20 protein-coding genes and 4 tRNA genes are annotated in these 26964 nt (G+C 64.3%); 12 read left to right on the forward strand and 12 right to left on the reverse strand.

Features of this window, described 5'->3' with window-relative positions; genetic code table 11:
- Positions 1-81: 81 nt before the first annotated feature.
- The 4 genes from GN300_RS26550 to rdgB all read left to right on the forward strand — a co-directional run bounded on the left by GN300_RS26550 (position 82) and on the right by rdgB (position 3047).
- Positions 82-741, forward strand: a complete 660-nt coding sequence (locus tag GN300_RS26550) for a rhomboid family intramembrane serine protease (RefSeq protein ID WP_063316260.1) — start codon at positions 82-84, stop codon at positions 739-741.
- A 97-nt stretch (positions 742-838) separates the two neighbouring features.
- On the forward strand, positions 839-1597 hold the full coding sequence (locus GN300_RS26555; RefSeq protein WP_007733274.1) for a cyclic nucleotide-degrading phosphodiesterase: 759 nt from the start codon (positions 839-841) through the stop codon (positions 1595-1597).
- 52 nt (positions 1598-1649) lie between these two features.
- Complete coding sequence (gene rph / locus GN300_RS26560; RefSeq protein WP_003945332.1) at positions 1650-2435, forward strand: ribonuclease PH; 786 nt, start codon at positions 1650-1652, stop codon at positions 2433-2435.
- Between the two features lie 3 nt (positions 2436-2438).
- Entirely contained in the window at positions 2439-3047 is a 609-nt protein-coding gene (gene rdgB / locus GN300_RS26565) for an RdgB/HAM1 family non-canonical purine NTP pyrophosphatase (RefSeq protein ID WP_063316259.1), read from the forward strand.
- A 62-nt stretch (positions 3048-3109) separates the two neighbouring features.
- Here rdgB and GN300_RS26570 read toward each other — a convergent pair whose 3' ends face one another.
- Positions 3110-3490 (reverse strand): DUF3817 domain-containing protein, encoded by a 381-nt coding sequence (locus GN300_RS26570; RefSeq protein ID WP_003945334.1) that lies wholly within the window; start codon positions 3488-3490, stop codon positions 3110-3112.
- On the reverse strand, positions 3487-3894 hold the full coding sequence (locus GN300_RS26575) for a hypothetical protein (protein WP_021333455.1): 408 nt from the start codon (positions 3892-3894) through the stop codon (positions 3487-3489). The genes GN300_RS26570 and GN300_RS26575 overlap by 4 nt, the downstream gene beginning before the upstream one ends.
- A 234-nt stretch (positions 3895-4128) precedes the next feature.
- On the opposite strand from GN300_RS26575, the gene GN300_RS26580 reads away from it, so the two are divergent.
- Entirely contained in the window at positions 4129-4848 is a 720-nt protein-coding gene (locus GN300_RS26580) for an aspartate/glutamate racemase family protein (RefSeq protein ID WP_063316258.1), read from the forward strand.
- A gap of 59 nt (positions 4849-4907) precedes the next feature.
- Here GN300_RS26580 and GN300_RS26585 read toward each other — a convergent pair.
- Positions 4908-4989, reverse strand: a tRNA-Leu gene (locus GN300_RS26585).
- Positions 4990-5062: 73 nt separating this feature from the next.
- Positions 5063-5779 carry a hypothetical protein gene (locus GN300_RS26590; protein WP_042925794.1) on the reverse strand — a complete coding sequence of 239 codons (717 nt, stop codon included), beginning with the start codon at positions 5777-5779 and terminating at the stop codon, positions 5063-5065.
- Between the two features lie 419 nt (positions 5780-6198).
- On the opposite strand from GN300_RS26590, the gene GN300_RS26595 reads away from it, so the two are divergent.
- Both GN300_RS26595 and GN300_RS26600 read left to right on the forward strand, forming a co-directional pair.
- The gene (locus GN300_RS26595) at positions 6199-15510 is read left to right on the forward strand and encodes a type I polyketide synthase (RefSeq protein WP_063316257.1); all 9312 of its coding nucleotides are present in this window, start codon (positions 6199-6201) and stop codon (positions 15508-15510) included.
- Between the two features lie 10 nt (positions 15511-15520).
- Positions 15521-15919 (forward strand): holo-ACP synthase, encoded by a 399-nt coding sequence (locus GN300_RS26600; RefSeq protein ID WP_003945362.1) that lies wholly within the window; start codon positions 15521-15523, stop codon positions 15917-15919.
- 58 nt (positions 15920-15977) lie between these two features.
- On the opposite strand, the gene GN300_RS26605 is transcribed toward GN300_RS26600, so the two are convergent.
- Positions 15978-16679 (reverse strand): TetR family transcriptional regulator, encoded by a 702-nt coding sequence (locus GN300_RS26605; RefSeq protein ID WP_003945379.1) that lies wholly within the window; start codon positions 16677-16679, stop codon positions 15978-15980.
- A gap of 290 nt (positions 16680-16969) precedes the next feature.
- Here GN300_RS26605 and GN300_RS26610 point away from each other — a divergent pair, with 290 nt between their 5' ends.
- Positions 16970-18319: a dipeptidase gene (locus GN300_RS26610; protein WP_063316256.1), complete on the forward strand. Its 1350-nt coding sequence runs from the start codon at positions 16970-16972 to the stop codon at positions 18317-18319.
- Here GN300_RS26610 and bcp read toward each other — a convergent pair.
- Entirely contained in the window at positions 18316-18789 is a 474-nt protein-coding gene (bcp, locus tag GN300_RS26615) for a thioredoxin-dependent thiol peroxidase (protein ID WP_007733290.1), read from the reverse strand. The two genes, GN300_RS26610 and bcp, sit on opposite strands and share 4 nt — an antisense overlap.
- Positions 18790-18934: 145 nt before the next feature.
- Between bcp and GN300_RS26620 the strand changes: the two genes are divergently transcribed.
- Positions 18935-19156, forward strand: a complete 222-nt coding sequence (locus GN300_RS26620) for a DUF3618 domain-containing protein (RefSeq protein ID WP_063316255.1) — start codon at positions 18935-18937, stop codon at positions 19154-19156.
- A gap of 66 nt (positions 19157-19222) precedes the next feature.
- Here GN300_RS26620 and GN300_RS26625 read toward each other — a convergent pair.
- The 3 genes from GN300_RS26625 to GN300_RS26635 all read right to left on the reverse strand — a co-directional run bounded on the left by GN300_RS26625 (position 19223) and on the right by GN300_RS26635 (position 21003).
- Positions 19223-19295, reverse strand: a tRNA-Lys gene (locus tag GN300_RS26625).
- Between the two features lie 93 nt (positions 19296-19388).
- On the reverse strand, positions 19389-20819 hold the full coding sequence (locus GN300_RS26630) for an amidase (RefSeq protein WP_063316254.1): 1431 nt from the start codon (positions 20817-20819) through the stop codon (positions 19389-19391).
- Positions 20820-20930: 111 nt separating this feature from the next.
- A tRNA-Lys gene (locus GN300_RS26635) sits at positions 20931-21003 on the reverse strand.
- A 368-nt stretch (positions 21004-21371) separates the two neighbouring features.
- Between GN300_RS26635 and GN300_RS26640 the strand changes: the two genes are divergently transcribed.
- Entirely contained in the window at positions 21372-22541 is a 1170-nt protein-coding gene (locus tag GN300_RS26640) for an Ig-like domain-containing protein (protein ID WP_374229205.1), read from the forward strand.
- A 134-nt stretch (positions 22542-22675) separates the two neighbouring features.
- Here GN300_RS26640 and GN300_RS26645 read toward each other — a convergent pair whose 3' ends face one another.
- Positions 22676-23638, reverse strand: coding sequence for an oxidoreductase (locus tag GN300_RS26645; protein ID WP_063316252.1), 963 nt, complete (start codon positions 23636-23638; stop codon positions 22676-22678).
- 55 nt (positions 23639-23693) lie between these two features.
- Between GN300_RS26645 and GN300_RS26650 the strand changes: the two genes are divergently transcribed.
- Positions 23694-24104: a MerR family transcriptional regulator gene (locus GN300_RS26650; RefSeq protein ID WP_003945340.1), complete on the forward strand. Its 411-nt coding sequence runs from the start codon at positions 23694-23696 to the stop codon at positions 24102-24104.
- A 233-nt stretch (positions 24105-24337) separates the two neighbouring features.
- Here the strand turns inward: GN300_RS26650 and GN300_RS26655 are convergent.
- Positions 24338-24410: transfer RNA gene (locus tag GN300_RS26655), tRNA-His, on the reverse strand.
- 84 nt (positions 24411-24494) lie between these two features.
- Positions 24495-25094 carry an oligoribonuclease gene (orn, locus tag GN300_RS26660; RefSeq protein WP_024487359.1) on the reverse strand — a complete coding sequence of 200 codons (600 nt, stop codon included), beginning with the start codon at positions 25092-25094 and terminating at the stop codon, positions 24495-24497.
- A gap of 120 nt (positions 25095-25214) precedes the next feature.
- Between orn and GN300_RS26665 the strand changes: the two genes are divergently transcribed.
- Positions 25215-26954, forward strand: coding sequence for a helicase HerA-like domain-containing protein (locus GN300_RS26665; protein WP_050656807.1), 1740 nt, complete (start codon positions 25215-25217; stop codon positions 26952-26954).
- Positions 26955-26964 lie beyond the last annotated feature (10 nt).

Below are 26964 nucleotides of genomic sequence, written 5' to 3' on the forward strand. Positions count from 1 at the left end.
GGAATCGGCGGTAATCTCGAATTGAGCCTGGTCGCGAGTGACCGGATCAGAAAACCGGATCGACGGTGGAGGACGCACACGATGACGATGGATTTCAACAATCCGGACTTCGGCACCCGGACGCCGGCACCGAAATCCGGTCCGCCCTCGGTGTGGAAGCAGTCGGCCGTGTTGGTGGGCGGCTTCGCGATCCTGCTCTACGTGATCGAGATCGTGGATGTCATTTCTGGTCAGAACGTCCAGAACGCCGGCGTCACCCCGCGCACGCTCGACGGCCTGTGGGGAATCCTGTTCGCCCCGGTGCTGCACGACGACTGGGGTCATCTGATCGCCAACACCATTCCGGTGCTGATCCTCGGATACCTCGTGCTGGTGTCGGGAATTGCGCGGGGACTCGCGGCGACCGGCATCATCTGGGTGATCGGCGGCGTCGGGACCTGGTTGTTCGCCGGCTCGAACTCGAATCACGTCGGTGCGTCCGTGCTGATCTTCGGCTGGGTCACCTACCTGCTGGTGCGCGGGTTCTTCACGCGGAGCTTCACACAGATCCTGATCGGCGTTGCCGTCTTCGTCGTGTACGGCGGAGTGCTGTGGGGCGTTCTGCCGAGCGATCCACGGGTTTCCTGGCAAGGGCATCTGTTCGGAGCGATCGGCGGCGTGGTTGCCGCCTGGGCGTTGACGTCGGGGGAGAGGGCCAAGCGCGCCGGGTCGGCGCCGGCCGTTCGACCACCGAGTTTCTGAACGGACGTGGGTCACACCCTCACTGCGGTGTGACTTCGACGCGCCAAAACCACCAAGAGCTTTTTCCCAGACGGGTAGACGTGGCAGCATGACCGGTATGCGCATGACCGTCCTGGGGTGTTCCGGCAGCGTCACGGGTCCGGATTCACCGGCTTCGGGATACCTGCTCACGGCACCGGGAACTCCGCCGCTCGTGATCGACTTCGGCCCGGGAGTTCTTGGGGCGTTGCAGCGATACGCCGATCCGGGCGAGGTGACGATCCTGCTTTCGCACCTTCATGCGGACCACTGTCTCGACATGCCCGGCCTGCTCGTCTGGCGTCGCTATCACCCCAACCCGCCGGTCGGCCGTGCTCTGGTTTACGGCCCCACCGACACCGCGTGCCGCATCGGAGTGTCCTCCGCCGAGTGCGCCGGCGAGATGGACGACATCTCCGACACCATCGACGTCCGGCTCTGGGCCGAGAACGAGCCGGTGACGTTCGGTGAACTGAGCGTCGTCGCCCGCCGGATGAATCATCCACCCGAGGCTTACGGTTTCCGGATCACCGGCGCCGACGGCCGCGTCCTCGTCTATACAGGCGACACCGGAATGTGCGACAACGTCGTCGAACTCGCGCGTGGTGCAGACGTGTTGCTCTCCGAAGCGTCGTGGACCGACAGCCCCGATCGACCTGAGGGAGTCCATCTCTCCGGCAAGGAAGCCGGCCGTGTGGCTGCGCTCGCCGGCGTCAAGGAACTTCTCCTCACCCACATTCCGCCGTGGACATCGCGTGAAGACGTGATCGCCGAAGCGAAATCCGAATTCTCCGGACCAGTGCATGCCGTCTCCGCCGGAAGTGTCTACGACATCTGATTCCCCTCACATTCGGTGCAGCGCTCACCGGGCGACCGCTAGGCTCACGAAGGTGACTACACGAGAAGACGGTAGGGCGGACGACGAGCTCCGCACGGTCAAGATCACCCGCGGGTTCACCAGTCACCCGGCCGGATCCGTTCTGGTCGAGTTCGGGAACACTCGCGTCATGTGCACCGCCAGCGTCGAAGAGGGTGTACCCCGCTGGCGCAAGGGCTCCGGCTTGGGTTGGCTGACAGCCGAATACGCGATGCTTCCCGCCGCCACGCACACACGCAGTGGCCGCGAATCGGTCAAGGGCAAGGTCGGCGGCCGCACGCAGGAGATCAGTCGACTCATCGGCCGATCACTTCGGGCCTGCATCGATCTCGCTGCGATCGGCGAGAACACCATCGCCCTCGACTGTGATGTCCTCCAGGCCGACGGCGGTACCCGCACTGCGGCTGTGACGGGGGCATACGTGGCCCTGGTCGACGCCGTGACGTACCTGCGCGCCGCCGACCTGCTCTCCGACCCGCAGCCCATCTCGTGTGGCATAGCGGCCGTCAGCGTCGGCGTCGTGGACGGACGAGTGCGTCTCGACCTTCCGTACGAAGAGGATTCGCGTGCCGAGGTAGACATGAATGTCGTGGCCACCGATACCGGCACGCTGGTGGAAATTCAGGGAACCGGTGAGGGCGCCACCTTCCCACGCTCGACGCTGGACAAGCTGCTCGACTCCGCTCTGGCTGGTTGTGAGCAACTTTTCGAGATCCAGCGTCAAGCGTTGGCCGAGCCGTATCCCGGGGTGCTACCCGAACCGAAGAATCCGGAACCCAAGAAGAAATTCGGTGCCTGAGCTGTGAGCGTACGAGTATTGGTTGCCAGCCGAAATGCCAAGAAACTGAAGGAACTTCACCGGGTGCTCGACGCCGCCGGAGTGAGCGGAATCGAACTGGTCGGGCTCGACGAGGTCCCGCCGTTCCCCGAAGCCCCCGAGACCGGAGCGACGTTCGAGGAGAATGCGCTCGCCAAAGCGCGTGACGGAGCAGCTGCAACCGGAATGCCCTGCATCGCAGACGATTCCGGTGTCGAGATCGACGCACTCAACGGTATGCCGGGTGTGCTGTCCGCGCGGTGGTCGGGTACTCACGGAAACGACGGCGCCAACACGGCTCTGGTCCTGGCTCAGCTGGGAGACGTCCCGGACGAGCGTCGAGGCGCGGCGTTCGTCTCCGCCTGTGCACTGGTGATCCCTGGCGGCGACGAGACCGTCGTGCGCGGCGAATGGCGCGGGGTGATCGCCCGCGAACCAGCCGGCGACGGCGGCTTCGGATACGATCCCATCTTCCGTCCGGACGGCGACACCCGCTCGGCCGCAGAACTCACCCCGGCCGAGAAGGATGCGGCGTCACATCGAGGGCGCGCGCTCGTACAGCTCGTTCCCGCGCTGGCGGCACTGGCCGGCTGAACCGAATCCGAAAAGTAGAGCCCTGAACGCGTCTGCGTTCAGGGCTCTACTTTTTGAAACTCTCAGAGCTGATAAGCCTGCTTCACCTGGGCGGTTCGCTTGTGCTCGAACACGAACGACAGGAACGGGATCGTGCCGGCGAGCGCGGTGGCAACCGTCGTACCGGGCTTCCACCGGGCCTTGATCGCCAAGTCGATCGTGAATACGAGATAGAGCATGTAGAACAGGCCGTGGATCTGGCCGATGTAGAACAACCACGACGGTGCGTCCGCCGAATTGTCGAGAATCAGGTACTTGTAGACCATCTCACCGGTCAGGAACAGCAGCCAGAGGCCGGTGATCCAGGCGAGAACGCGGTATCGGACCAGCGCCGACGCAACCTTCTTCTGCTTTTCTGCGTTGACTGCGGGGGTAGCGATGCTCGCTTCCGAACCGGTACTCACGTCGTGCTCCTATCGGACTCGCGAGCGGCGAGCTGCGCAAGGTAGTCGTTGTATTCCAGCATTTGGCGGGCTTCAGGGTCGTCGACGTCGAGGTTCACATCGTCGAACTCGGCCTGCGGGCGTTGCGGCAAGAGGTCGGCGGGAATCTCACGCGGCTCCGCGGCGGCTTCCTCGGCTTCGGCCTCTTCGGGGTCCACGTCTTCGAGCTGAACGAACTTGCGGTACGCGTACACGACAAACGCCGCGAACAGCGGCCACTGGAACGCGTACCCGAGATTCTGTCCCGAGCCTCCGACGGCTTCGAAGCGCTCCCACTGCCACCAGCCGAGCGCGAGGCAGCCGGCAGCTGACACGATGACCAGCAGAATCAGCGCAGGTCGGCGTTTAGTAGCGTTCTTGGACACACTAAGACGGTACCTGAGAGCTATAGTGCCTCGCCCTGCGATCTCCGACACGGTGTCGTAGAAGCCGTGCCACGGCGTGTCGTAGAAGCCGTGCCACGGCGTGTCGTAGAGGCCGTCCCGCAGCACCTGTGCGCTATGCCCATCCTCACCCGCAACGCCAGGGCACTGAACACATTCTCCCGGCTGTGCTGCATCGATAACCTCGGCGCGTATCCGAAAGCAGGGGAGTGTTTCATGCACATCAGAGTGATTCGCCCGGTCATCGACACCACACTGACTCCGGCGGTGACAGCCGAGGTGGAGCACTGGGCGGCGCCCGGCACGACGGTCGACGTCGTTTCGCTGCCTACCGGTACGGCGAGCATCGAGTCCGAGTACGACGAGGCACTTGCCGGCCCCGGGATAGTGCAGAGGGTCGAGGAAGCGGCAGCCGACGGCGTGGACGGTGTGTTCATCACATGCTTCGCCGATCCCGGAGTGCATGCCGCCCGAGAGGTCATCGACGCTCCGGTGGTCGGCGGCTTCGAGCCGTCATTTCTGACAGCGATGAGTCTGGGCGATCGCGTCGGTGTCGTGACCATCCTGCCGAATGTCGTGCCGATGCTCCGATCGCTCACTCGGCGGTATGGACTCGATAGTCGGCTGGGCAGTATTCGAGTCGTGGACATGCCGGTGCTGGGCCTCACCGATCGGGAGGAACTGATCGATCGACTGGCCGCTCAGGCGTCTGCGGCAGTGGAGAACGGCGAGGCCGACACCGTCGTTCTCGGTTGCACCGGGATGCTCGGTGTGACCAGTGCGGTCCGAGACAGGCTGCATGGCAAAGGGATTCACGTTCCGGTTGTGGATCCGACGGCCTCGGCGATCACCTGGTTGGAGAGCTCGGTCCGTCTGGGGCTGACACCGAGTCGGACGACGTACATGACTCCACCGGTCAAGGATCGAAAGCGCTGACCTTGCTCACGAGAACCGAAAAAGCCCCGCCGGATCAGATCCGGCGGGGCTCTTCGTTGTGCGCGAGGGGGGACTTGAACCCCCACGTCCTGAGACACTGGAACCTAAATCCAGCGCGTCTGCCAATTCCGCCACTCGCGCGCGGAATTCAAAGGATACGCGAGTGGAATCGCTCGCGGGCACACCACCCTGGTCGGGATGCGCCCGCCCGCTCTCAGGCCGTTTCGGCGAGTGGATCCGCTGCGGGCGGCATGGTGGATTTCTTCGACCGGCGAGGTTGCTCGGCCGTGCGTTGATACCGCCACGCAGCGTGGGTGAGCGTTTGAACATCGACATCGAGATGTTCGGCAACCGCAACGAGCAACTCGGCTGCGTCGGTGCTCGACAACAATTCCTCACCACTGCTTGCTTCGGTGGCGAACCGTGCAAGTAGATCTATCGAAGTTACCGTCAACTTCCCGGACAGGAACACCAGCGTCTCGAAGGTCCTGGGGCCGAGCCCCGGAACGGAGACAACTGCCGAACGGAGGCTTTCGGTGTCCTCGACGTCGGCACTGGACCTGCAACCGGATTCGACGAGCGCCTTGGCCGCGCGAGCCGCACCCTCGGCTTTGGTGAAGTAGTTGCCCGGCACGCGCTGGCGATTGCCGAGAATCGTTGCGAGCTCGTCGCCACGGTCGGTGAAGGCGGCGAGAGCGGGCAAGCTGTCGAGGCGATCGTCGGCGGCTACCGAGCGGTGTGTGCGCCAACGGTCGACGACGGCGCGGACTCCGGTCTTCGGTGTTCCATAGGCGGCGCGCGACGAGAAGATCGCATCGAGAAGGGCGGCTTCGGACTCGCGCGGCCATCCCTGATTCCAATGCGGCCACGCCTCGCGCGGAAGCTCGGCGCCGATGAATTCGGCCGCTCTGACTACGTCTGTGTCTTTCATGATTTCTCCCCCCGAGAAGTTGTCCGGTGTGGACGCGCTGAACGTAGCGAGGGAGTCCGACAGATTGTGGCCCGGAACGCACGGGATCGACCGTCCGTCAAGGAGGTCACGAATTGGTAACAATAAATATGAGGGGTTCCTCAGGTTTCTGAAAATCCCGGTAACAGTCCCAGGCAGGGCGTTCGCGACCTACTCGCGAGTCACTTTCTCGAAGTCTCGTGAGGAAGATCACGGCCCCGAAAGTCCAGATTTCCAGAGTGCCGACAAACGTGAGGAAATCCTCATGATTCTGTGTAAACCTTGTCTTGCACGAACGCCCTGACTCCGTCGATTCTCTCGACGAATTCGCGAGCACTTCAGCCGGGCAGCACACCGCAAATCCCACCTCGCCGCAGAGGTGACCAGGAGAGGACGTACGCGTGACGATCGATGACACGACACCTACAGGAAACGGACGCGACTCGAAGGGTGGACGCCGTTTCGGCGTCGATGGGGGACAGTCCCGCACGACCAGCAAAGGTGCCCTCGTCGATTCGCTGAACAACGGCGTTTCCTACGCAATCGCTTTCGGTGGACAGGGCGCTCCCTGGCTCACCTCGCTCGAGGAGCTCAGCCGTGACAACGGCCTGGAGCCCGTTCTGACCGATCTGGTCAATGACGCAGCCGCACGCCTCGCGCCCGTCGCACAGGATCTCCTCGTGGTTCGCCCGGTCGGATTCGATCCGATCGCGTGGATGCTCGAAGCCGAGATCGTCGACGAAGAAGAAGGTGAGAAGTCGGCCGGGCCTTCCGCTGCCGCGCTCACCGCAGCTCCGGTGTCACTCCCCGGCGTCTTCCTCACGCAGCTTGCGGCGTTGCGTGCACTCTCCGCTCAGGGTCTGGATGTAGCCGGTAACCCGCCGGCTGCCGTCATCGGCCACTCGCAGGGCCTTCTGGCCACGGCTGCCGTAGCCGCGCAGGGCAATGACGACGGTGAACTCCTCGCCGTCGCACAGCTCGTCGGTGCTGCTGCCAGCTTGGTCGGCCGTCGCCGCGGCGTCATCGCCGGCGCCTCCGCGAAGCCGATGGTTGCGGTCTCGGGCGTCGATCCCGAGCGTCTCGCCGCCATCGTCGCCGAGCTTGCCGAGGGTGTGGCGCCTGAGCGCGCGGCTGTCCTCGCCATCCGCAACGGCCGTCGCCGCGTCGTTCTCGCCGGGCCGCCCGCTCAGCTGGCACGCGTGCAAGAGCGTTGTGAACAGATCGAAGCCGAGGAAGCCCGCGAGCGTGAGGGTAAGAAGCGTGGCGGTTCCGTCTTCGCGCCGTCCTTCGATCCGCTCGACACCGAAATCGGCTTCCATCACCCCGCATTGACCGAGGCCGTCGAACTCGTCGGCAGCTGGGCGACCCGTTGCGGTCTCGACGCGGACCGTGCGCGCGAACTTGCGCAGGGTGTCCTCGTCGATCCGGTCGACTGGGTCGAGGCTGTCGACGGCGCAATCTCCGCCGGCGCCAAGTGGATTCTCGATCTCGGACCCAGCGATCAGCTGACCCGTATGACGTCCTCTTCGCTGCGTGGACAGGGCATCGGCATCATTGCCGCAGCCACCCGCGGCGGACACCGCAATCTGCTCACCCCCGGTGCAGCACCTGAGGTCTCACGTTCGTGGTCCGAGTTCGCGCCGAAGCCCGTTGCGCTTCCCGGCGGCCGTATCGGCGTCGAGACCGCGTTCACGAAGCTGACCGGTCGTTCACCCATCCTGCTAGCAGGTATGACGCCGACGACGGTCGACGCCAAGATCGTTGCCGCGGCAGCCAATGCCGGTCACTGGGCCGAGCTTGCCGGTGGCGGGCAGGTCACCGAAGAAATCTTCGAAGACCGTGTCGCAGAGCTGAAGATGCTGCTCGAGCCGGGCCGCGCGGTCCAGTTCAACTCCCTGTTCCTCGACCCGTACCTGTGGAAGCTGCAACTCGGTGGCAAGCGCCTCGTGCAGCGTGCCCGTACCGCCGGTGCTCCCATCGACGGCGTCATCGTCACCGCCGGTATCCCGGAACTCGAAGAGGCTGTTGCTCTCATCGACGAGTTGTCCGAGATCGGCATCACCAACATTGCATTCAAGCCCGGCACCGTGGCGCAGATCCGCTCCGTGATCCGCATCGCCAACGAGGTTCCGAACTTCCCGGTCATCGTCCACATCGAAGGCGGCCGCGCCGGCGGACACCACTCGTGGGAAGACCTCGACGACCTGCTCCTCGACACGTACGCCGAGCTGCGTACACGCCCGAACCTGGTCATCTGCGTCGGTGGCGGCATCGGAACACCCGAGCGCGCAGCCGATTACCTGACCGGTCGCTGGTCCGCCGCAGCCGGTTTCCCGGCCATGCCCGTCGACGGCATCCTGGTCGGCACCGCAGCCATGGCGACTCTCGAGGCCACCACCTCTCCCGAGGTCAAGCAGCTCCTCGTCGACACACCCGGTACGCCGGACTGGGTCGGTGCAGGTACCGCTGAAGGCGGAATGGCCTCCGGCCGTAGCCAGCTCGGTGCCGACATCCACGAGATCGACAACGCGGCTTCGCGTACCGGGCGCCTCCTCGACGAGGTTGCCGGCGATTCCGAGGCAGTGGCCGAGCGCCGCGACGAGATCATCGCCGCCCTCGACGTCACCGCCAAGCCGTACTTCGGCGACGTCGAGACCATGACGTACGCACAGTGGCTGCGCCGCTACCTCGAGCTGACCGTCGGCATCGACGCGGCGAAGGAATTCGACTGCGGCGCCGATCTTCAGGACGCCATCGTCGAGGCGACGTCGAGCCCGTGGCTCGACATCACCTGGCGTGCTCGCTTCGGCGAGATGCTCCAGCGCACCGAGGCGCGTCTGCACCCGGTCGACCGCGGCCCGATCCCCACGCTGTTCGCTGACGCCGAGACCCTCGAGCGCCCCGAGGCTGCAATCTGCGCACTGCAGGCGTCGTACCCGGACTACTCGACCACCGTTCTGCATCCCGCAGACGTCTCGTTCTTCATCTCGTTGTGCAAGACGCCGGGCAAGCCGGTCAACTTCGTTCCCGTCGTCGACGGTGACGTGCGTCGTTGGTGGCGCAGCGACTCCCTGTGGCAGGCACACGACCCCCGCTACACCGCCGATCAGGTTTGCGTCATCCCCGGCACCGTTGCCGTCGCCGGCATCACCCGTGTCGACGAGCCGGTCGGTGACCTGCTCGATCGCTTCGAGAAGGCGACCTACGACGAATTGGTTGCTGCCGGAACCACTCCGGTTGCACTCGCGAGCCGTCGCCACCAGGATTCCGCACCCGGACTTCTCGACGCCGTTCTCTCGGCTCCTGACCTCCAGTGGGCCGGCCGCCTGACCCAGAACCCCGTCCGTCGTCTCGGCGACCTCGACGAGTGGAGTGCAGAGTCTGCCGACAAGGCAGTTCACGGCACCACCGGTTCCAGTCTGACCGTCGTCGATTCCTCGCACGTGCTGCTTTCGGTTCCGTTGGTGGCAGGCAAGTCGGTCGACATCACGATCACGATCCCCGAGTCCGTCGTCGACGGCGGCGCTCCGGTTGTCACCGAAGCCGATGCCGAAGGTGCGATGTCCGCGCTCCTGGCAGTTGCTGCCGGACAGGAACTTCCGACAGTCAAGAACGGCAAGGCTCGCCTCAACGTCGCGTGGGTTCCCGATCGCATCGCCGATCACGCCGGTGTCACCGGTTCGGGTCTGCCCGCCACGCTCAGTGTCAGCGGCAAGGCTGTTCCGGACGTCGTCGTCGGAGCATGCTGGCCTGCAGTGTTCGCAGTCCTCGGCGCAGCCAAGCTCGACAGTCTTTCCGTTATCGAAGGCATGCTCGACCTGGTCCACCTCGACCACACCGTCGACTTCGTCGGTGAACTTCCCTCCGAGACAAGCATTCTCGTGGTCAATGCCGAGGTCGCCTCGGTTCTCGACACCGACCTCGGTCGTGTCGTCGAGGTCAAGGTCGAGGTCGGTGCCATGCTCGGCGAGGGCCTCGACGCCCCCGCAGTCGTCACCATGACCGAGCGTTTCGCGATCCGCGGACGCACCGGTGCAGGCGAACTCGCCGACCCGGCTCGCGCCGGTGGATCGATCAGCGATGCGGCTGTCGACACCTCGCGTCGTCGTCGCCGTGACGCGAAGATCCTCGCTCCGGTCAGCATGGGCGCGTTCGCTCAGGTTTCCGGTGACCACAACCCGATTCACACCTCCGACAACGCCGCTCTGCTGGCCGGCCTCGGAACGCCGATCGTGCACGGCATGTGGCTCTCCGCCGCAGCGCAGCAGGTAGTCACCGCAGTCGACCCGGCCGAGACCCGCGTCCCGCCGCGCCGCCTGACCGCCTGGACAGCTCGCTTCCTCGGGATGGTTCGACCCGGCGCCGAGATCGACGTCCGTGTCGATCGTGTCGGTATCGACCAGGGCGCGGAAATCGTCGAGGTCGGCTGCCGCATCGACGGTGAACTGGTCATGGTCGCCACCGGCCGCACCGCCGCGCCGAAGACCGTCTACGCCTTCCCCGGCCAGGGCATTCAGCGCCCGGGCATGGGCCTCGACGCTCGCGCACGCTCCAAGGCCGCCCGCGACGTCTGGGAGCGCGCGGACAAGCACACTCGTAAGGCACTCGGATTCTCGATTCTCGCTGTCGTGCGCGACAACCCGGTGACCGTCAAGGCCCGTGGTGTCGAGCACAGGCATCCCGACGGTGTCTTGCACCTGACTCAGTTCACCCAGGTGGCCATGGCCGTTCTCGGTGTTGCCCAGGTTGCCGAGCTGCGCGAATCCGGAACCTTCATCGAGGATTCCCTTCTGGCCGGTCACTCGGTCGGTGAGTACAACGCACTCGCCGCTGTCGCCGAGGTTTTCCCGCTCGAAGCACTTCTCGAGGTCGTCTTCCAGCGTGGCTCCGCCATGCACCAGCTCGTTCCCCGTGACGAAGCCGGACGCTCCGACTACCGCATGGCCGCTATTCGCCCGTCGCAGATCGGTGTTTCCGACGACGACGTGCAGGGCTTCGTCGCCGGTGTCGCCGAGACCTCCGGTGAGTTCCTCGAAATCGTCAACCTGAACCTGCGCGGCAGCCAGTACGCCATTGCCGGTTCGGTAGCCGGTCTCGACGCACTCGAGGTCGAAATCGATCGTCGCCGAGCAGAATTCGGTGGCAAGCGGGCATACATCCAGGTTCCCGGCATCGACGTGCCGTTCCACTCCACCGTCCTTCGCGGTGGCGTGGCGGACTTCCGCGTGTGCCTGCAGGACTTGCTCCCGCACGACATCGATCCGGACATCCTGATCGGCCGCTACATCCCGAACCTGGTTCCGAAGCCGTTCTCGCTGCGTCGTGACTTCGTTCAGGAAATCGCCGACCTGGTGCCGTCCGAGCCGCTGCAGGAAGTCCTCGCAGACTTCGACAGCTACGCAACGCGCACTCACGAGTTGTCCCGCATCATCCTGATCGAGCTGCTGGCTTGGCAGTTCGCCAGCCCGGTCCGTTGGATCGAGACGCAGGACCTGCTCTTCGGTGACGAGTCCGAAGGTGGACTCGGGGTCGAACGCTTCGTCGAGATCGGTCTCGGCGCTGCCCCGACCGTTGCAAACCTCGCGTCGCAGACCCTCAAGCTGCCGGGCCGCTTCGGCTACCCGGTCGAGGTTCTCAACGTCGAGCGCGAAGCCGCGATCGTCTACGGCACCGACGTCGACCCCGCTGTCGATGACGACGACGAGATCGAAGCGCCTGCCGCGCAGGCTGCTCCGGCCGCCGCGGCCGCTGCTCCGGTTGCCGCTGCCGCGCCGGCTGCACCTTCGGGTGGACCGCGTCCGGACGACCTCACCTTCAAGGCGCCCGACGCCACGAAGGTCCTGATCAGCCTGTGGACCAAGCTCCGTCCCGATCAGGTCGGCCCCGCGGACACGATCGAGGCACTGTGCGACGGCGTTTCCTCGCGTCGCAACCAGCTTCTGGTCGACCTCGGCTCCGAGCTCTCCCTCGGTGCCATCGACGGGGCCGCAGACGCCGACATGGGCTCCCTGGGGGCAACCGTCGACAAGCTCGCCCGTACGTACAAGCCGTTCGGACCGGTGCTCTCCGATTCGATCAACGATCACCTGCGTAAGGTCTTCGGCCCCTCGGGCAAGCGTCCCGGCTACATCGCCGACCGCGTCAAGAAGGTCTGGGAACTGGGCGACGGCTGGGCACACCACGTCACCGCAGCAGTGGCTCTCGGTACCCGTGACGGCGCCAGCATCCGCGGCGGCGACCTCGGTGGCCTGAGCTCCGGCGCACTGGCCGACGCGGCAGCAGTGGACGCAGTCATCGACAGCGCAGTTGCCTCGGTCGGGTCTGCTCGTGGAGTCAGCGTCTCGTTGCCCGCTACCGGCGGCGGAAGCGGCGGAACTGTCGACGCAGCTGCTCTGGGTGAGTTCACCGAGAACATCACCGGTCGCAACGGCGTTCTGGCCTCGGCCGCACGCCTGGTACTCGAGCAGCTCGGACTGAACGAAGAAACGGCAGTCGCGACGGTCGAGGACACCGAACTGGTCGACCTGGTCTCGGCTGAACTCGGCTCCGACTGGCCGCGTCTGGTTGCTCCGGCATTCGACGCGCAGAAGGCCGTTCTGCTCGACGACCGCTGGGCAAGTGCGCGTGAGGATCTCGCTCGCATTTGGCTCGGTGACACCGCGTTGTCGGTCGAGAACTTCATCGGTGCCGGCTACACCGTCGCCGCACAGGCGAAGTGGTGGGCCACCCGTGCAACCGACGAAGGCCGCACCGCACTCGCCGAGGTCTACACCCGCATCGCTGATGCGGCTGCTGCGGCAGAATCCGACGCACCCGAGTGGGCAGGCGAGGTCGCAGTAGTGACGGGCGCCAGCAAGGGTTCCATCGCGGCAGCGGTCACGGGCAAGCTCCTTGCCGGTGGCGCAACGGTATTCGTGACCACCTCGCGACTCGACGGTCAGCGTCTCGGCTTCTACCGCGACCTGTACCGCGAGAATGCTCGCGCCGGTGCCGCCCTCTGGGTGGTTCCCGCGAACATGGCGTCGTACACCGACGTCGACGCACTGATCGACTGGATCGGCAACGAGGCCACCGAGAACGCAGGCGGCGCAAAGAAGCTCATCAAGCCGGCCATGACGCCGACGATGCTCTTCCCCTTCGCAGCTCCCCGTGTCGGCGGCGAACTCTCCGACGCCGGCGCTCGCGCCGAAATGGAAATGCGCGTGCTGCTCTGGTCGGTGGAGCGCCTCATCGGCGGTCTGTCGAAGATCGGTTACGACAGCGATGTCGACACGCACCTGCACGTAGTGCTGCCCGGTTCGCCGAACCGCGGAACGTTCGGCGGCGACGGTGCATACGGTGAGGCCAAGGCTTCGCTGATCGCCGTGGTCAATCGCTGGAAGGCCGAGCGCAACTGGGCCGAGCGGGTCACGTTGGCACATGCGGTCATCGGTTGGGTTCGCGGAACCGGACTCATGGGTCACAACGATCCCATCGTCGACGCAGTCGAAGCTGCGGGCGTCCGCACCTGGTCCACCCAGGAGATGGCGACCGAACTGCTGAAGACGGCAACCCGCGAGTCGCGGCGCGCTGCTGCCGAGGCTCCGCTCGAGGTCGACCTGACCGGTGGGCTCGCCGAGGCGAACCTCGACCTCGCCGCACTGGCCAAGGAAGCTGCCGAGGTGGCCGAGATCGCCGAGGCTGTCGACGAAGCAGTGGACGAGTCCAGCATCCTGGCGCTGCCCGCGCCGGCTCGCATCGACGACTCGGTCAAGGCTCCGAGCTGGCCCGAACTGGACGTCACCCCCGCGGACCTCGTGGTCATCGTGGGTGCCGGAGAGCTCGGACCCTACGGTTCCTCGCGTACCCGCTTCGAGATGGAGGTCGACGAGCAGCTCTCTGCCGCAGGCGTTCTCGAATTGGCGTGGAACACCGGACTCATCGTCTGGGAGAACGACCCCAGGCCGGGCTGGTACGACGTCGAATCCGGTGACCTGGTACCCGAGGCGGAAATCGCCGACAAGTACCACGACGCAGTCGTCGAGCGTTGCGGCATCCGTCGTTACGTCGACGAGGGCGCGATGATCGACAACACCGCTCCGCTGCTCACCTCCGTGTTCCTGGACAAGGATCTGAGCTTCGTGGTCGGCAGTGAGGCAGAGGCTCAGGCCTTCGTCGAATCCGATCCGGAGAACACGACGGCGACGGTTTCCGCCGAGTCCGGCGACTGGACGGTCACCCGCCGCGCAGGCACCGAGATCCGCGTCCCGCGCAAGATGAAGCTGACTCGTAGTGTGGGCGGTCAGATTCCGACCAACTTCGACGTCACCAAGTGGGGCATCCCCGCCGACATGGCAGATTCGGTCGACCGCGTCGGCCTCTGGAACATCGTCGCAACGGTGGACGCCTTCCTCACCGGCGGCTTCACTCCGAGCGAACTGCTCCGCTGGGTACACCCGAGCCTGGTCGCCAACACGCAGGGCACCGGCATGGGCGGCATGACCTCCATGAGGAGCCTGTACATCGACACGCTGCTCGGCGAGAACCGTCCGAACGACATCCTGCAGGAAGCGCTGCCGAACGTCATTGCGGCGCACGTCGTTCAGTCGTACGTCGGCGGTTACGGCGCGATGGTTCACCCCGTCGCCGCCTGCGCCACGGCAGCGGTATCCGTCGAAGAAGGCGTCGACAAGATCCGACTCGGCAAGGCGCAGTTGGTTGTTGCCGGCGGGTTCGACGATCTGAGCACGGAAGGCATCATCGGCTTCGGCGACATGTCGGCCACTGCCAAGACCGAGGACATGCATGCCAAGGGCATCGAGGATCGCCGCTTCTCGCGGGCCAACGATCGTCGCCGCGGCGGATTCGTCGAGTCGGCCGGTGGCGGAACGATTCTCCTCGCTCGCGGTGACCTGGCACTCGAGATGGGCCTTCCCGTCCTCGGTGTGGTCGCCTGGGCCGGATCGTTCGCCGACGGTGTCCACACCTCGATCCCGGCACCGGGACTCGGAGCACTGGGCGCCGGACGTGGGGGAGCGGATTCGCAGCTCGCACTCTCGCTCAACGCACTCGGCGTGAGCGCCGACGACATCGCCGTGATCTCCAAGCACGACACCTCCACTGCCGCCAACGATCCCAACGAGGCAGAGCTGCACGAGCGCCTCGCCGGGGCATTGGGACGCAGTGAAGGTGCGCCCATGTTCGTGGTCTCGCAGAAGAGCCTGACCGGTCACGCCAAGGGTGGTGCCGCAGCCTTCCAGCTGATCGGGCTCTGCCAGGTACTGAGCCAGGGCATCGTCCCGCCGAACCGCAGCCTCGACTGCGTCGACGACAAGATGGCCGAGTTCGAGCACCTCGTGTGGGCACGTCAGCCGCTCAAGTTCGGTGATCAGCTTCCGCTGCGTGCCGGCCTGCTGACCAGCCTCGGCTTCGGTCACGTCTCCGGCCTGATCGCAGTCGTGCACCCGCAGGCATTCGTCGAGTCGGTTCCGGCCGACAAGCGTGACGCCTATGTTGCTGCGGCCCAGCAGCGGACGATCGACGGTCAGCGTCGCCTCGGGAAGGCGATGTGCGGTGGCGACAGCCTCTACGAGCGCCCGGCGGATCGTCGCCTCGGTGCCGACGGAACGCCGGCCAAGGCGTCGCGTCAGCTCGAAGCGGACATGCTGCTGAGCGAGGACGCACGACTCGGCGCAGACCAGGTGTACCGCTCGAATCTGCCCGGCTGCAAGTAGTAGTCACGGTATGGGAGTTCTGGGTATCGGTTTCGACCTCGTGACGGTGTCGGAGTTCGCCGAGCAATTGAACAGGCCGGGAACGGCAATGCTCGACAACTTCACACCGGGCGAGCGTCGAGACGCCGCTACCCGGAGCTCCGAACCGGCACGACATTTCGCCGCCCGGTGGGCTGCGAAGGAAGCAGTGATCAAGGCATGGTCCACTGCTCTCTTCGCCGGCCCACCGGTGCTGGGGGAAATGATCCACAATCAGATCGAGGTCGTCTCGGACGCCTGGGGGCGCCCCGGCATCCGGCTTCGCGGTGACGTGGCCAAACACCTGACCGGAGTGAAGATTCATATTTCGCTCACGCACGACGGGGACATGGCGGGCGCTTTCGCGGTCATCGAATCCGACCCGGAGTAGCACTGCCGGACACGAAAGAGCCGGTCTCCCAAGGGGAGACCGGCTCTTTGTCGTTCGACTAGTCCTTCGTGCGGGATTCCTTCTCGGCGACGAGGAGATACGCGATCATCAACCTTTTCAGTTCGGCGACGGCGTCGGCATGCGACTGACCGTCCTGAACCGAGAAATTGAGCATCGAATACACCACGTGGACAAGAACTTCCGCCATCATCAGGCGACGATCTCGCCGCGTACGAGGCGTCAACGGGCCGAGCATTTTCGCTACGGTCTCGGCGAACTGCTTTTCGTGAATGACTCCGGTTGCCCGCGTGGACGGCGTCGACTGCATCGCCAGCCAGACCTCGCGGCGCGACGGATCAGACGTCCACAGCCCGGCCATGTGATCGACGAAACTGTTCAGGAACCGCAACCAGTCGAGCGAGGGTACTTCGCCGCCGAACTGAGCAAGCTCGTGCTGGACCCCGACGAGGTCCTGGCGGTTCAATTCGCACACGATGACGTACTTGTTCGCGAAGAACTGGTAAAGCGTCCCAATCGGGACGTCAGCACGTGCCGCGACTTCTTCACAGGTGAACGATTCGAAACCGACATCGGTGAGGAGTTCCCGTGACGCAGCCAGGAGTGCGTCGAATTTACGCTGGCTGCGCTCTTGCGTCGGACGCTTGCGCGGCAGCAGTTCCTGCGGTTCTTCGAGGCTCTGGGGATTCTCCAGTGCTGGGTCGACTCGTCGCCGCGCGCGGTGACGAGTCGTGGGCTGCACGTCTTCCAGGCTATCGGTGTTTTCTGTCGAATTTGGGACTTGTGCATTATCCGGTGTCATCGGCCACCTACTTCGGCGGTCGTGATCGGTCGAAACGCACCGCGCAGGTGCGCGCACACGAGTCCCGATGCTGTTGCCACACCTCGATACTAGGTGACCAACTGTCCAGTAGCCGAAGAGGTTGCTGCGCGGTGTGGCGCAACGGCGATCCTGGCGCCTGCCTACGTCCGATTCGGGCAGACTGAGATTCTTCGGGCACACCGAGATTCGATGCCGAGGAGAGGGAGACGATGACGGAAGAACTGCGAACCGCGGTAGGTGAACTCATGCCGCGTGCCCGTGAGGATCTGAGTGCACTTGTGGCGATGAAGTCCGTTGCCGATGCACGGCAGTACCCGCCGGAAGAATGCGCGGCCGCTGCGCATTGGGTCCTGGAGGCATTCCGGGCTCAGGGTTTCGCCGATATCGAGGCGATCGAGACCTCCGACGGTTCGGCCGCGGTTGTCGGGCGTCGACCAGGCCCGGGCGGTGCTCCGACCGTTCTGCTGTACTGCCACTACGACGTTCAGCCGCCCGGAAACGAAGAGCTCTGGGGCTCCCCGCCTTTCACGCTCACCGAGCGCGACGGACGGTGGTACGGACGGGGCGCTTCCGACTGCAAGGGCAACGTCGTCATGCATCTGACAGCTCTGCGAGCGCTCGCCGCAGCCGGTGTGGACCCGAGCGTCCACCTGACGCTCGTCGCCGAAGGATCCGAGGAGATGGGCACTGGCGGTCTCGAGGATCTGGTGCGAGAGCGGCCCGAACTTTTTGCAGCCGACATGATCCTGATCGCCGATACCGGCAACACCGAAGTCGGGGAGCCGACGATCACGACGTCATTGCGCGGGATCGCGAACGTTGTGGTCCACGTGTCGACGCTCGAGGGTGAGATTCACTCCGGTGTCTTCGGTGGACCGGCGCCCGATGCGATCACCGCGCTGGTGCACATACTCTCGACGCTGCACGACAGCGCCGGAAACACCACTGTCGAAGGCTTGACCAACGACCAGGAATGGGCGGGTGTCAGTTATGACGGCGATCAGTTCCGCTCCGACGCCGGGGTGCTCGAAGGGGTGCAGCTGACTGGTTCCGGTTCGGTCGCCGAGCAGGTGTGGGCTCGTCCGGCGCTGACCATCCTGGGTATCGACTGCCCGCCGGTCGTGGGTTCGGCGGCGGCGATCACGCCCCGCGCGTCGGCGCGCCTGAATCTTCGTGTCCCGCCTGGCACGGATCCGGCGCAGGCACAGAAGTTGTTGACGGACCACCTCCGCGCGGCGGCGCCGTGGGGCGACCACATCGAGGTCGTTCCGGAATCGACGGGATCGCCGTTCTCGTCCTCGACGGAGGGTGCAGGTTTCGCGCAGCTGAAGTCCGCGCTCACCGATGCCTACGGCCGCGAAGTCGGATTTGCCGGCCAAGGGGGATCGATACCGCTGTGCAGTGCACTGGCCGAGCAGTTCCCCGACGCGGAGATCGCGTTGATCGGCGTCGAGGAACCGCAATGCCGCATTCATGCGCCCGACGAAAGCGTCGACCCGTCGGAGATCGAGAATCTCGCTTTCGCGGAGGCTCTGTTCTTGAGCCGGTACGGGAGTTAGACCGACAGATCGCGTCGTAGCTTGGCGACGTGACCGGTGGCCCGGACGTTGTACTGGGCCACCTCGATCTTGCCTTCCTCGTCGACGAGGAACGTCGAGCGGATGACGCCCTGGACGGTCTTGCCGTACATCTTCTTCTCACCGAACGCGCCCCAGGCTTCGAGCGTCGCCTTCTCGGGATCGGAGAGCAGCGGGAAGGTCAACTCTTCGGTATCGCGGAACTTCGCGAGTTTTGCGGGCTTGTCCGGCGAGATTCCGATGACTTCGAGGCCGGCGCCGTTCAGCTCGGCGAGGCTGTCACGGAAGTCGCAGGCCTGCTTGGTGCACCCCGGGGTGCTGGCCGCCGGGTAGAAGTACACGATGACCTTGCGGCCGCGGTAATCGTGAAGGGAAACCTCGTTGCCATCGGCGTCTGGGAGCGTGAAATCCGGCGCGACGTCGCCGGCGGACAATCTACTGTTCTCGGTCACGGGAATCGAGGTTAGTCGAGAAATTGCGCGGCAGGTGGGCGCGAGGGCATTCTGCTCCTCTACGGTAGAGCGAAGTGTCGGCGCGCTGCGTCCGCACAGCAGACCCGCACACAGAGCAGCAGAACACAGACAAGTTGGAGGACACGTGCCCAGGGACACCGAGAGCATCGAACGCGAGATCGAGAAGGCGCGTAACCAGCTCGCGAGCACACTCGACGAACTGACGGTCCGCACCAACCCGAAGCGGCTGGTCGAGAACACCAAGAAGACGGTGCTCGCCAAGCTCAACGAGCCGACAGTGAAGTACGCGCTGATCGCAGTCGGTTCAGTGGTGGGACTACTCGTGGTCCGGAAGATCATTCGCTGACCCGAGTTGTCGAAGACAGAACATGAAGAAGGCCCCCACCTGGTGAGGTGGGGGCCTTCTTGCAAGTGCGCCCACAGGGACTCGAACCCCGGACCCAGTGATTAAGAGTCACTTGCTCTACCAACTGAGCTATAGGCGCTCGCTCTTGCGAGACAGAACATTAGCCGACAGGCTCAGGAGTTTGCAAAACGCGTGTTCATCGTGGTGACGATGGTTACATCGCTTCCGGAATTCACGAGTGTGGAGGGTGCGAATCCGGCCAGCGGACGGTGCTTTCCAACTGCTGTGCGACGGCGAGAATCGTCGGTTCACCACCGCTGCGCCCGACCAGTTGGACGCTCAGGGGGAGTCCGCGTTCGGAGAACCCGGCGGGCACAGCGGCCGCCGGGTTGCCGCAGACATTCCAGATCGAACAGTAGGCGGCGATCGGCAACGCCTTGCGGACTGCTGACAGAAGGCCGGTTCCTTCGAGTTGTCCGACCGGGCGTGGCAGCGCGGGCGTGGTCGGCATCAGGACCAGGTCGAAGGTGTCGAAGACCTGGTTGACCGTCGCTGCGATTCGCTCACCTTTGCGGTAAGCGAATTTCCCGACGCGCGCGGGAGCGGCTATCCGGCCGATGGACGCGAGTGCGCGCGTGCGCTTTTCGAGGAGCGCCGGATGATCGACGCGCAGTGCTTCGTCGCGGACGCCGCCGAGCACCTGGGGGAGAAATGCTGCAGTTGCGTCCGGGTACTCGGGATCGTGCTCTTCGACGTGATGTCCCAACGCGCTCAACATCTCTGCGATCGAATGCACCGCGGCAACGACCTCCGGGGACGGGCGGACGCCCCGGACCGGACTCCGGGTGGACACTGCAATGCGAAGCGGCCCGGGCGCCGACGCGGCTGACTCGGCAAAGCTGGTGCGGAGCGTTTCGGCTGTGTAGTCGTCGATCCCGGTGGTACCGGTTATCACGTCGTACACGAGCGCGCTGTCCTCGACGGAACGAGTGAGAGGCCCTAGTGTGCCGAGTCCGCGCCAGAGGTTTCGGTTCGGCGCGGTGCTCACCCGACCGCGCTGCGGTTTGAGTCCGAACAACCCGCAGAACGCCGAAGGCAGTCGGATGGAACCGCCGCCGTCGCCGCCGATTGCCGCTGCGACCATGCCTGACGCGACGGCCGACGCAGATCCTCCGCTCGATCCGCCCGTGGATACGCCGGTGTCCCAAGGGTTTCTGGTGTAGCCGTTTGCAGCAGTCTCCGTGAAGGGCCAGATGCCGAACTCGGGCATCGTCGTCTTGCCGACGATCACCGCGCCGGCGTCGCGCAACCGCCGGACGACCTCCGAGTCAGCGGAGGCGATGCGGGTTGCCGCCGCACCGCCGTACGTCGTCGGCGTTCCGGCGACGTCGTTCTCGTCTTTGATCGCGATCGGAACTCCGTGCAGTGGGCCCAGGCTGTGGCCGTCGGCCTGGCGCTGATCGAGACGTGTCGCTTCGTCGAGCGCTTCGTCTGCGAGAACTCGCACAAAAGCATTGAGCGTCGAATCGAGGCGTTCGATACGGCGAAGTGTGTTCTCGGTGAGCTCGCGGGCCGATATTTCTCCGGACCGGATCAGAGCGGCCTGACCCGCAACCCCGGCAAATGCCAGCTCACTGCCCGGTGTGGTTTCGCGCTCGGTCATCAATCCTCCAGGCCGTGGTTCCGATAACTGTGAAGTCTATTCACCACAACCTGTTCACCACGACACAAAGAAAAATCCCCACCTTCCGAAGAAGGTGGGGACCTTTGCAAGTGCGCCCACAGGGACTCGAACCCCGGACCCAGTGATTAAGAGTCACTTGCTCTACCAACTGAGCTATAGGCGCTCGCTCTTGCGAGACAGAACATTAGCCGAATCGCCGGTTCGGGAGCAAATCGCCAGGTGGAGGCGTCACCGCTGTAGTCCGATCGGAGGAAATCCGCTGAAAGCGGTAACAAAACGGACGGTTCGGAGCGATTGATACTTGAACGTTACTGACGGCGTGGCCTTTCATGACCGTTGGTAACGAGCGCGCCTGGCATCATTGGGGCAGCGCAGTCATACCGCAAGTCCCACTTGCCTTCCGGTAAGTGGGATTCGCATGTGACGCGGAAGTTAGTCGGAGAAATTGTGAAGCGGAGTCGAACGATGAGTCGTCAAAGGTGGGGTCTGTCCGTGCGCGGGGGGAACGGTCGAGCGTCGAAGGGCGCGGCGATGATCGCGGCGTCTCTCGGTGCTCTCGTTCTGATGACCGCGTGCACGTCGGGCGGCAAGGACGTCAGTACCGAAGGGTCGGCGCCGATCGATTCCAATCCGCTCACCGAACTCATCAAGCCGAAACTCACCTCGACCGCTGCCGACGGCGCTGTCGGCTTCTCGCCGGGCGACCCGGTCAAGATCAACGTCGCTGACGGCGCTCTGTCCGACGTGACGATGGTCAATCAGGACGGCAAGGCAGTTGCCGGCGCGATTGCTGCCGACGGTGCGTCGTGGACCACCACCGAGCCACTCGGCTACAACCGCAAGTACAAAATCGAGGCCCGCGCATTCGGATTGGGTGGCGCCAGTACGACGGTCACGTCCTTCACCACGAGCGCACCCGGCAACGTCACCAAGCCGTACGTCTTGCCCAACGAGGGTGACGTGGTCGGCATCGGTCAGCCCATCGCGGTGCAGTTCGACGAGAACATCCCAGATCGCAAGGCTGCCGAAGCCGCGATCACCGTCACCACGACTCCGGCCGTCGAAGGTGCGTTCTACTGGGTCAACAATCGTGAGGTCCGTTGGCGTCCGGAGAACTACTGGGCACCGGGCACCAAGGTCGACGTGAGCGTCGACGTGTACGGGCGCAATCTCGGCAAGGGAGTCTTCGGGCAGGAAGACGCGAAGAGTTCCTTCACCATCGGTGATGCCGTCATCGCCACGGCGGACGACAACACCAAGCAGGTCACTTTCCAGGTCAACGGTGAGACCGTCATGACCATGCCCACCTCCATGGGCAAGGACAGCACTCCCACCGACAACGGCGTCTACATCATCGGTGACCGCTTCGCGAACATGATCATGGACTCGTCCACGTACGGCGTCCCGGTCACCTCGGCGCAGGGTTACAAGACCCCCGTCGACTGGGCGACCCGAATGTCCTACAGCGGTATCTTCTTCCACTCGGCGCCGTGGTCGGTCGGGCAGCAGGGCTACTCCAACACCAGTCACGGCTGCCTCAACCTGAGCCCGTCCAACGCCAAGTGGGTCTACGACAACACCAAGCGTGGGGACATCGTCGTCGTCAAGAACACCGTCGGCGGCACTCTCTCCGGCACCGACGGCCTCGGTGACTGGAACATTCCCTGGAGCGTCTGGAAGACCGGCAACGCGGACGTCTGAGTGCGTCCCTGAAGCCTTGAACGGCAGAATGCCCCCGACCGTCCGGTTGGGGGCATTTCTGCATCTGCACACCTTTTGTGAGCGAAAGTGCCTCTCGGTCTATCTGAGGCGACGGGAGGTACGTTCGCTCGGTGTCAGCGTCGACCGAACGCGTCCACTCCGGTCATCTCAGCGGACAGTGCCCACAATCTGCGTGCGTCGGCGGGATCGGTAGCCCAAGGTTTCACTCCGCCGACGCTCATGTCATCGGTCTGCGCGACGTCCGCGATGTTGCAGTCCTGGAGGTACGCGCCGGAGTGATCGGCGAGTATCGGTGCCGTCGCTGCCCACACCGTTGTAGCGGCGCCCTGGGAGGGAGTCTTGAACCCCGGCACGGCGTCGCCATTCGACGTCGTCCATCCGAGATCGTGTTTCTCCGATGCAGAGAAGTGACGTTGAAGGGGAGTGAGGATGCTCCCGGGATGGACGGAGAACGCACTGACACCGCGTGAAGCACCGGAGCTCGCCAGCTGTACAGCGAATAGAGCATTGGCAGTCTTGGCTTGACCGTACGCAAGCCAGCGGTCGTAACCGTTGCGGAAATGTATGTCATTCCAACGCACTCCCGACAGAAAATGTCCCGCCGACGAGACCGCTACGACGCGAGAGCCGTTTGCGGGCATGGCTGGCACAAGCAGGTTCACCAGTACAAAGTGCCCGAGGTGATTGATCGCGAATTGTGATTCCCAGCCGGAGCCGACACGGAGTTCCGGGCAGGCCATGACCCCCGCATTGCAGATGATGATGTCCGGAGTGATCCGGGATTCGAGAATTTCTCGCGCACACGATCTGACACTGCTCGGGTCCGACAGGTCGCACGCTCGCACTTCGATACCCGGAAGGTCGGCCACCGCGGTCCGTGCCTGTTCTGGTCGGCGGGCAAGAACTACAACTCGCGCGCCGACCGAAGAAAGTGACTGCGAAACCTCATATCCGAGTCCGGAGTACCCGCCGGTGACCAAAACCGTAGTGCCTGTTAAATCTTGTCCGGCAAGTACGTCGTCGGCAGTGGAGACTCGGGAGTATCCGGTGTTGATTTTGCGCTGGATGGAATTCATGACTGCGACCGTAAAATCTGGAGTGCACTCCAGGTCAAGGAAAGGTCGCCAGGCAATGCGCGAACTGTCAATCGGTGACGTCGCTGTCCAGACCGGAATCAGTATCGATTCCCTTCGATACTTCGAACGTGAGGAATTGCTCGTTCACGAGGTGGCGCGCTCGGCAGGTGGGCGTCGGGTGTACTCCGAAAGCGATGTCGCTTGGTTGAAGCTGTGTAATCGCTTCCGAGACTCGGGTATGCCGATCGCCACGATCCGCGAATTCGCCGCTCTCGTCAGGTCAGGTCCAGGAAACGAGAAGGAGCGGCTTTCACTTTTGCAGTCGCATGAGGAGTTGATTCGATCCAGGATCTCTGCGCTGCAGGACAACCTGACCGTCATCCACGACAAGGTTTCGGCATACGAGCGACACGTTCGCGAGGGGACCGTCGCAGGTGTCTGGGAGCCGCAACCGTCGCCCGAGTGATTTCGGGTGGGTGATTTGCGGCGTTCCGGCCACCCCGATGTGAGCGAAAGTGGCTTTCGGTCTATCTGAAGCGACCAGAGGTACGTTCGCTCGGCCCGGGCACGGGTTGCTCGGGAGCGCGCGATTCGTCGCGGTCGCCACCCCACCCGGCGGTGGAAGGGGAGATTGGGGCTGGCGCACAAACCAAAAGAACCCCCGAAAATGTCTTTCGACATCTTCGGGGGTTCCGCTTGGGTGAGCGACGGGACTCGAACCCGCGACAGCCAGGATCACAACCTGGTGCTCTACCAACTGAACTACGCCCACCATTGCCTCGGCCACCGGTTTGACCCGGCTGCTTTGACGAAAGAGATACTAGCGCGAAAGTCGGTCAGGAAGCCAATCGGCAGGTCAGGCGGGACCCAAGCCCTCTACGACGGCTGCAATCTCCGCGCTCGACGGTCCGGGCGCCGCGACGAATGCAGTGCCGCGGTAGTACTTGAGTTCGCGGATGGATTCCTTGATGTCGGCGAGTGCCCGGTGGGCGAGACCTTTTTCGGGCTGGCCGAAGTAGATTCGCGGGTACCAGCGGCGGGAGAGTTCTTTGATGGAGCTGACGTCGATCATCCGGTAGTGCAGGTATGTGTCCAGCGCCGTCATGTCCCGCGAGATGAATCCGCGGTCGGTGGCGATTGAATTACCCGCCAAGGGAGCCGTACCGGCGACGGGAACGTGCTTGCGGATGTACGCGAGCACCTCTTTCTCCGCCTCGGCGAGGGTGACCGTCGACTTACGAACCTCTTCGGTCAGTCCCGACTTTGCGTGCATCTTCTTCACGACGTCGGGCATTGCAGCCAACGCGTCGTCGTCGGCGTGGATGACGATGTCCACACCTTCGCCCAAGATGTTCAAGTCGCTGTCGGTCACCAGAGCCGCAATCTCGATGAGTTTGTCCGACTCGAGTCGCAGCCCGGTCATTTCACAATCGATCCATACCAATTTGTCCTGCACCAGGAACACAGTAGTGCGCGCGGGCGCGGGATAAGGTCTGCGGTGGAAACTCGACGTGTGTAAGACGGCGTTCGAGTGATGACAAGAACTTCGCCGCATTGCAACGAGGAGGGCTTTTCGATGACCGTGGATCCGAAGGACGGAGCAGCGCCGCTGACGCCGGCGGAGAAGGCGAAAGCTGCCAAGGCTGCCGCTGCCGAAGCCGCTCGGATTGCAGCTGAAGCCGCTGCAGCAGCTGAGGAAGCCGAGAAGGAAGCGGCTGCCGCTGAGGCCGAAGCATCGGCCGGAGCCACCCCCGCTGCTCAGGCGCCCTCGGGTGCTGCCGCTGAAATCGCGGCGGGCTATTCATCCGAGGGGCGGGCACTCGAGCTCGGCTCGGTGGTGATCGACGGTGTGGCAGATCCCACCGCGCGGGTGCGGATTCCGTTGGCGACGATCAACCGTCACGGTCTGATCGCCGGTGCGACGGGTACCGGCAAGACCAAGACGTTGCAGGGTATCGCCGAGCAGCTGTCCGCCGCGGGTGTGCCGGTTGTGATGGCCGACGTCAAGGGCGATCTCTCGGGTCTGTCGAAGGCGGGGGATCCGAGCGAGAAGATGAAGTCTCGCGCAGTCGAGACGGGCGACGATTCGTGGACTCCCGCTGGGATGCCGGTCGAGTTCTTGTCGTTGGGTACCGACGGAATCGGTATCCCGGTGCGCGCGACCATCACCAGTTTCGGGCCGATCCTGCTCAGTAAAGTGTTGGGCCTCAACGAGACCCAGGAGTCGACTCTAGGGCTGATCTTCCACTGGGCCGACACTCAGGGCCTCGCCCTGCTGGACCTCAAGGATCTGCGTTCGGTCATCGCGCACCTGACGAGCGCTGAGGGCAAGGCCGATCTGAAGGGTATCGGCGGAGTTTCCTCCGCGACGGCGGGAGTGATTCTGCGCGCGTTGGTCAACCTCGAAGCCGACGGCGGTGACACCTTCTTCGGTGAACCGGAACTCGAAACCGAGGATCTGCTGCGTGTCGTCGGCGGTGCCGGTGTGATCACGCTGTTCGAACTCGGTGCCCAGGCGGCGCGCCCGGCAATGTTCTCCACCTTCCTGATGTGGGTGCTCGCGGACCTGTTCCAGACGCTGCCCGAAGAGGGAGATCTGGACAAGCCGAAGCTCGTGTTCATCTTCGACGAGGCGCACCTTCTGTTCGCGGACGCGTCGAAGGCCTTCCTGCAGCAGGTGGAACAGACGGTCAAGCTCATTCGTTCCAAGGGCGTCGGCGTGTTCTTCTGCACACAACTTCCGACCGACATTCCGAATTCGGTGCTGTCACAGTTGGGTGCGCGGGTTCAGCACGCCCTGCGTGCCTTCACGCCCGACGATCAGAAAGCCCTCAACAAGACCGTCCGCACGTACCCGAAAACCGAGCACTACGACCTGGAAAAGGCACTGACTTCACTCGGCATCGGTGAAGCCATCGTGACCGTACTCTCGGAAAAGGGTGCGCCGACGCCGGTGGCCTGGACCAAGATTCGTCCTCCGAGATCGCTGATGGACACCATCGGCAACGACGCGATCAAGGCGGCCGCGTCGTCGAGTCCGCTGAATCAGAAGTACGGCCAGACCATCGACCGCGAGTCGGCGTACGAGAAGCTGACGGCCAAGGTGGCCGGTGCTCCGACGGCGGATCAGTCCCTGGATCTTCCGTCGCTGCCCGATCTGCCGCCACCGCCGCCGGCCGAGCCGGAGGGCCCCAACATCGCCGAGCAGATCTTGGGCAACTCGGCTGTCAAGAGTTTCCTGCGCTCGGCGGCTTCGGCTGCGGGACGCGAGATTTCGCGAAACATCTTCGGCACCGGTAGTCGCCGCAGGCGCTGAGGCTCAGGCG

Source organism: Rhodococcus sp. Ni2 (genome assembly GCF_021352185.1).
Classification (GTDB): domain Bacteria; phylum Actinomycetota; class Actinomycetes; order Mycobacteriales; family Mycobacteriaceae; genus Rhodococcus_F; species Rhodococcus_F qingshengii.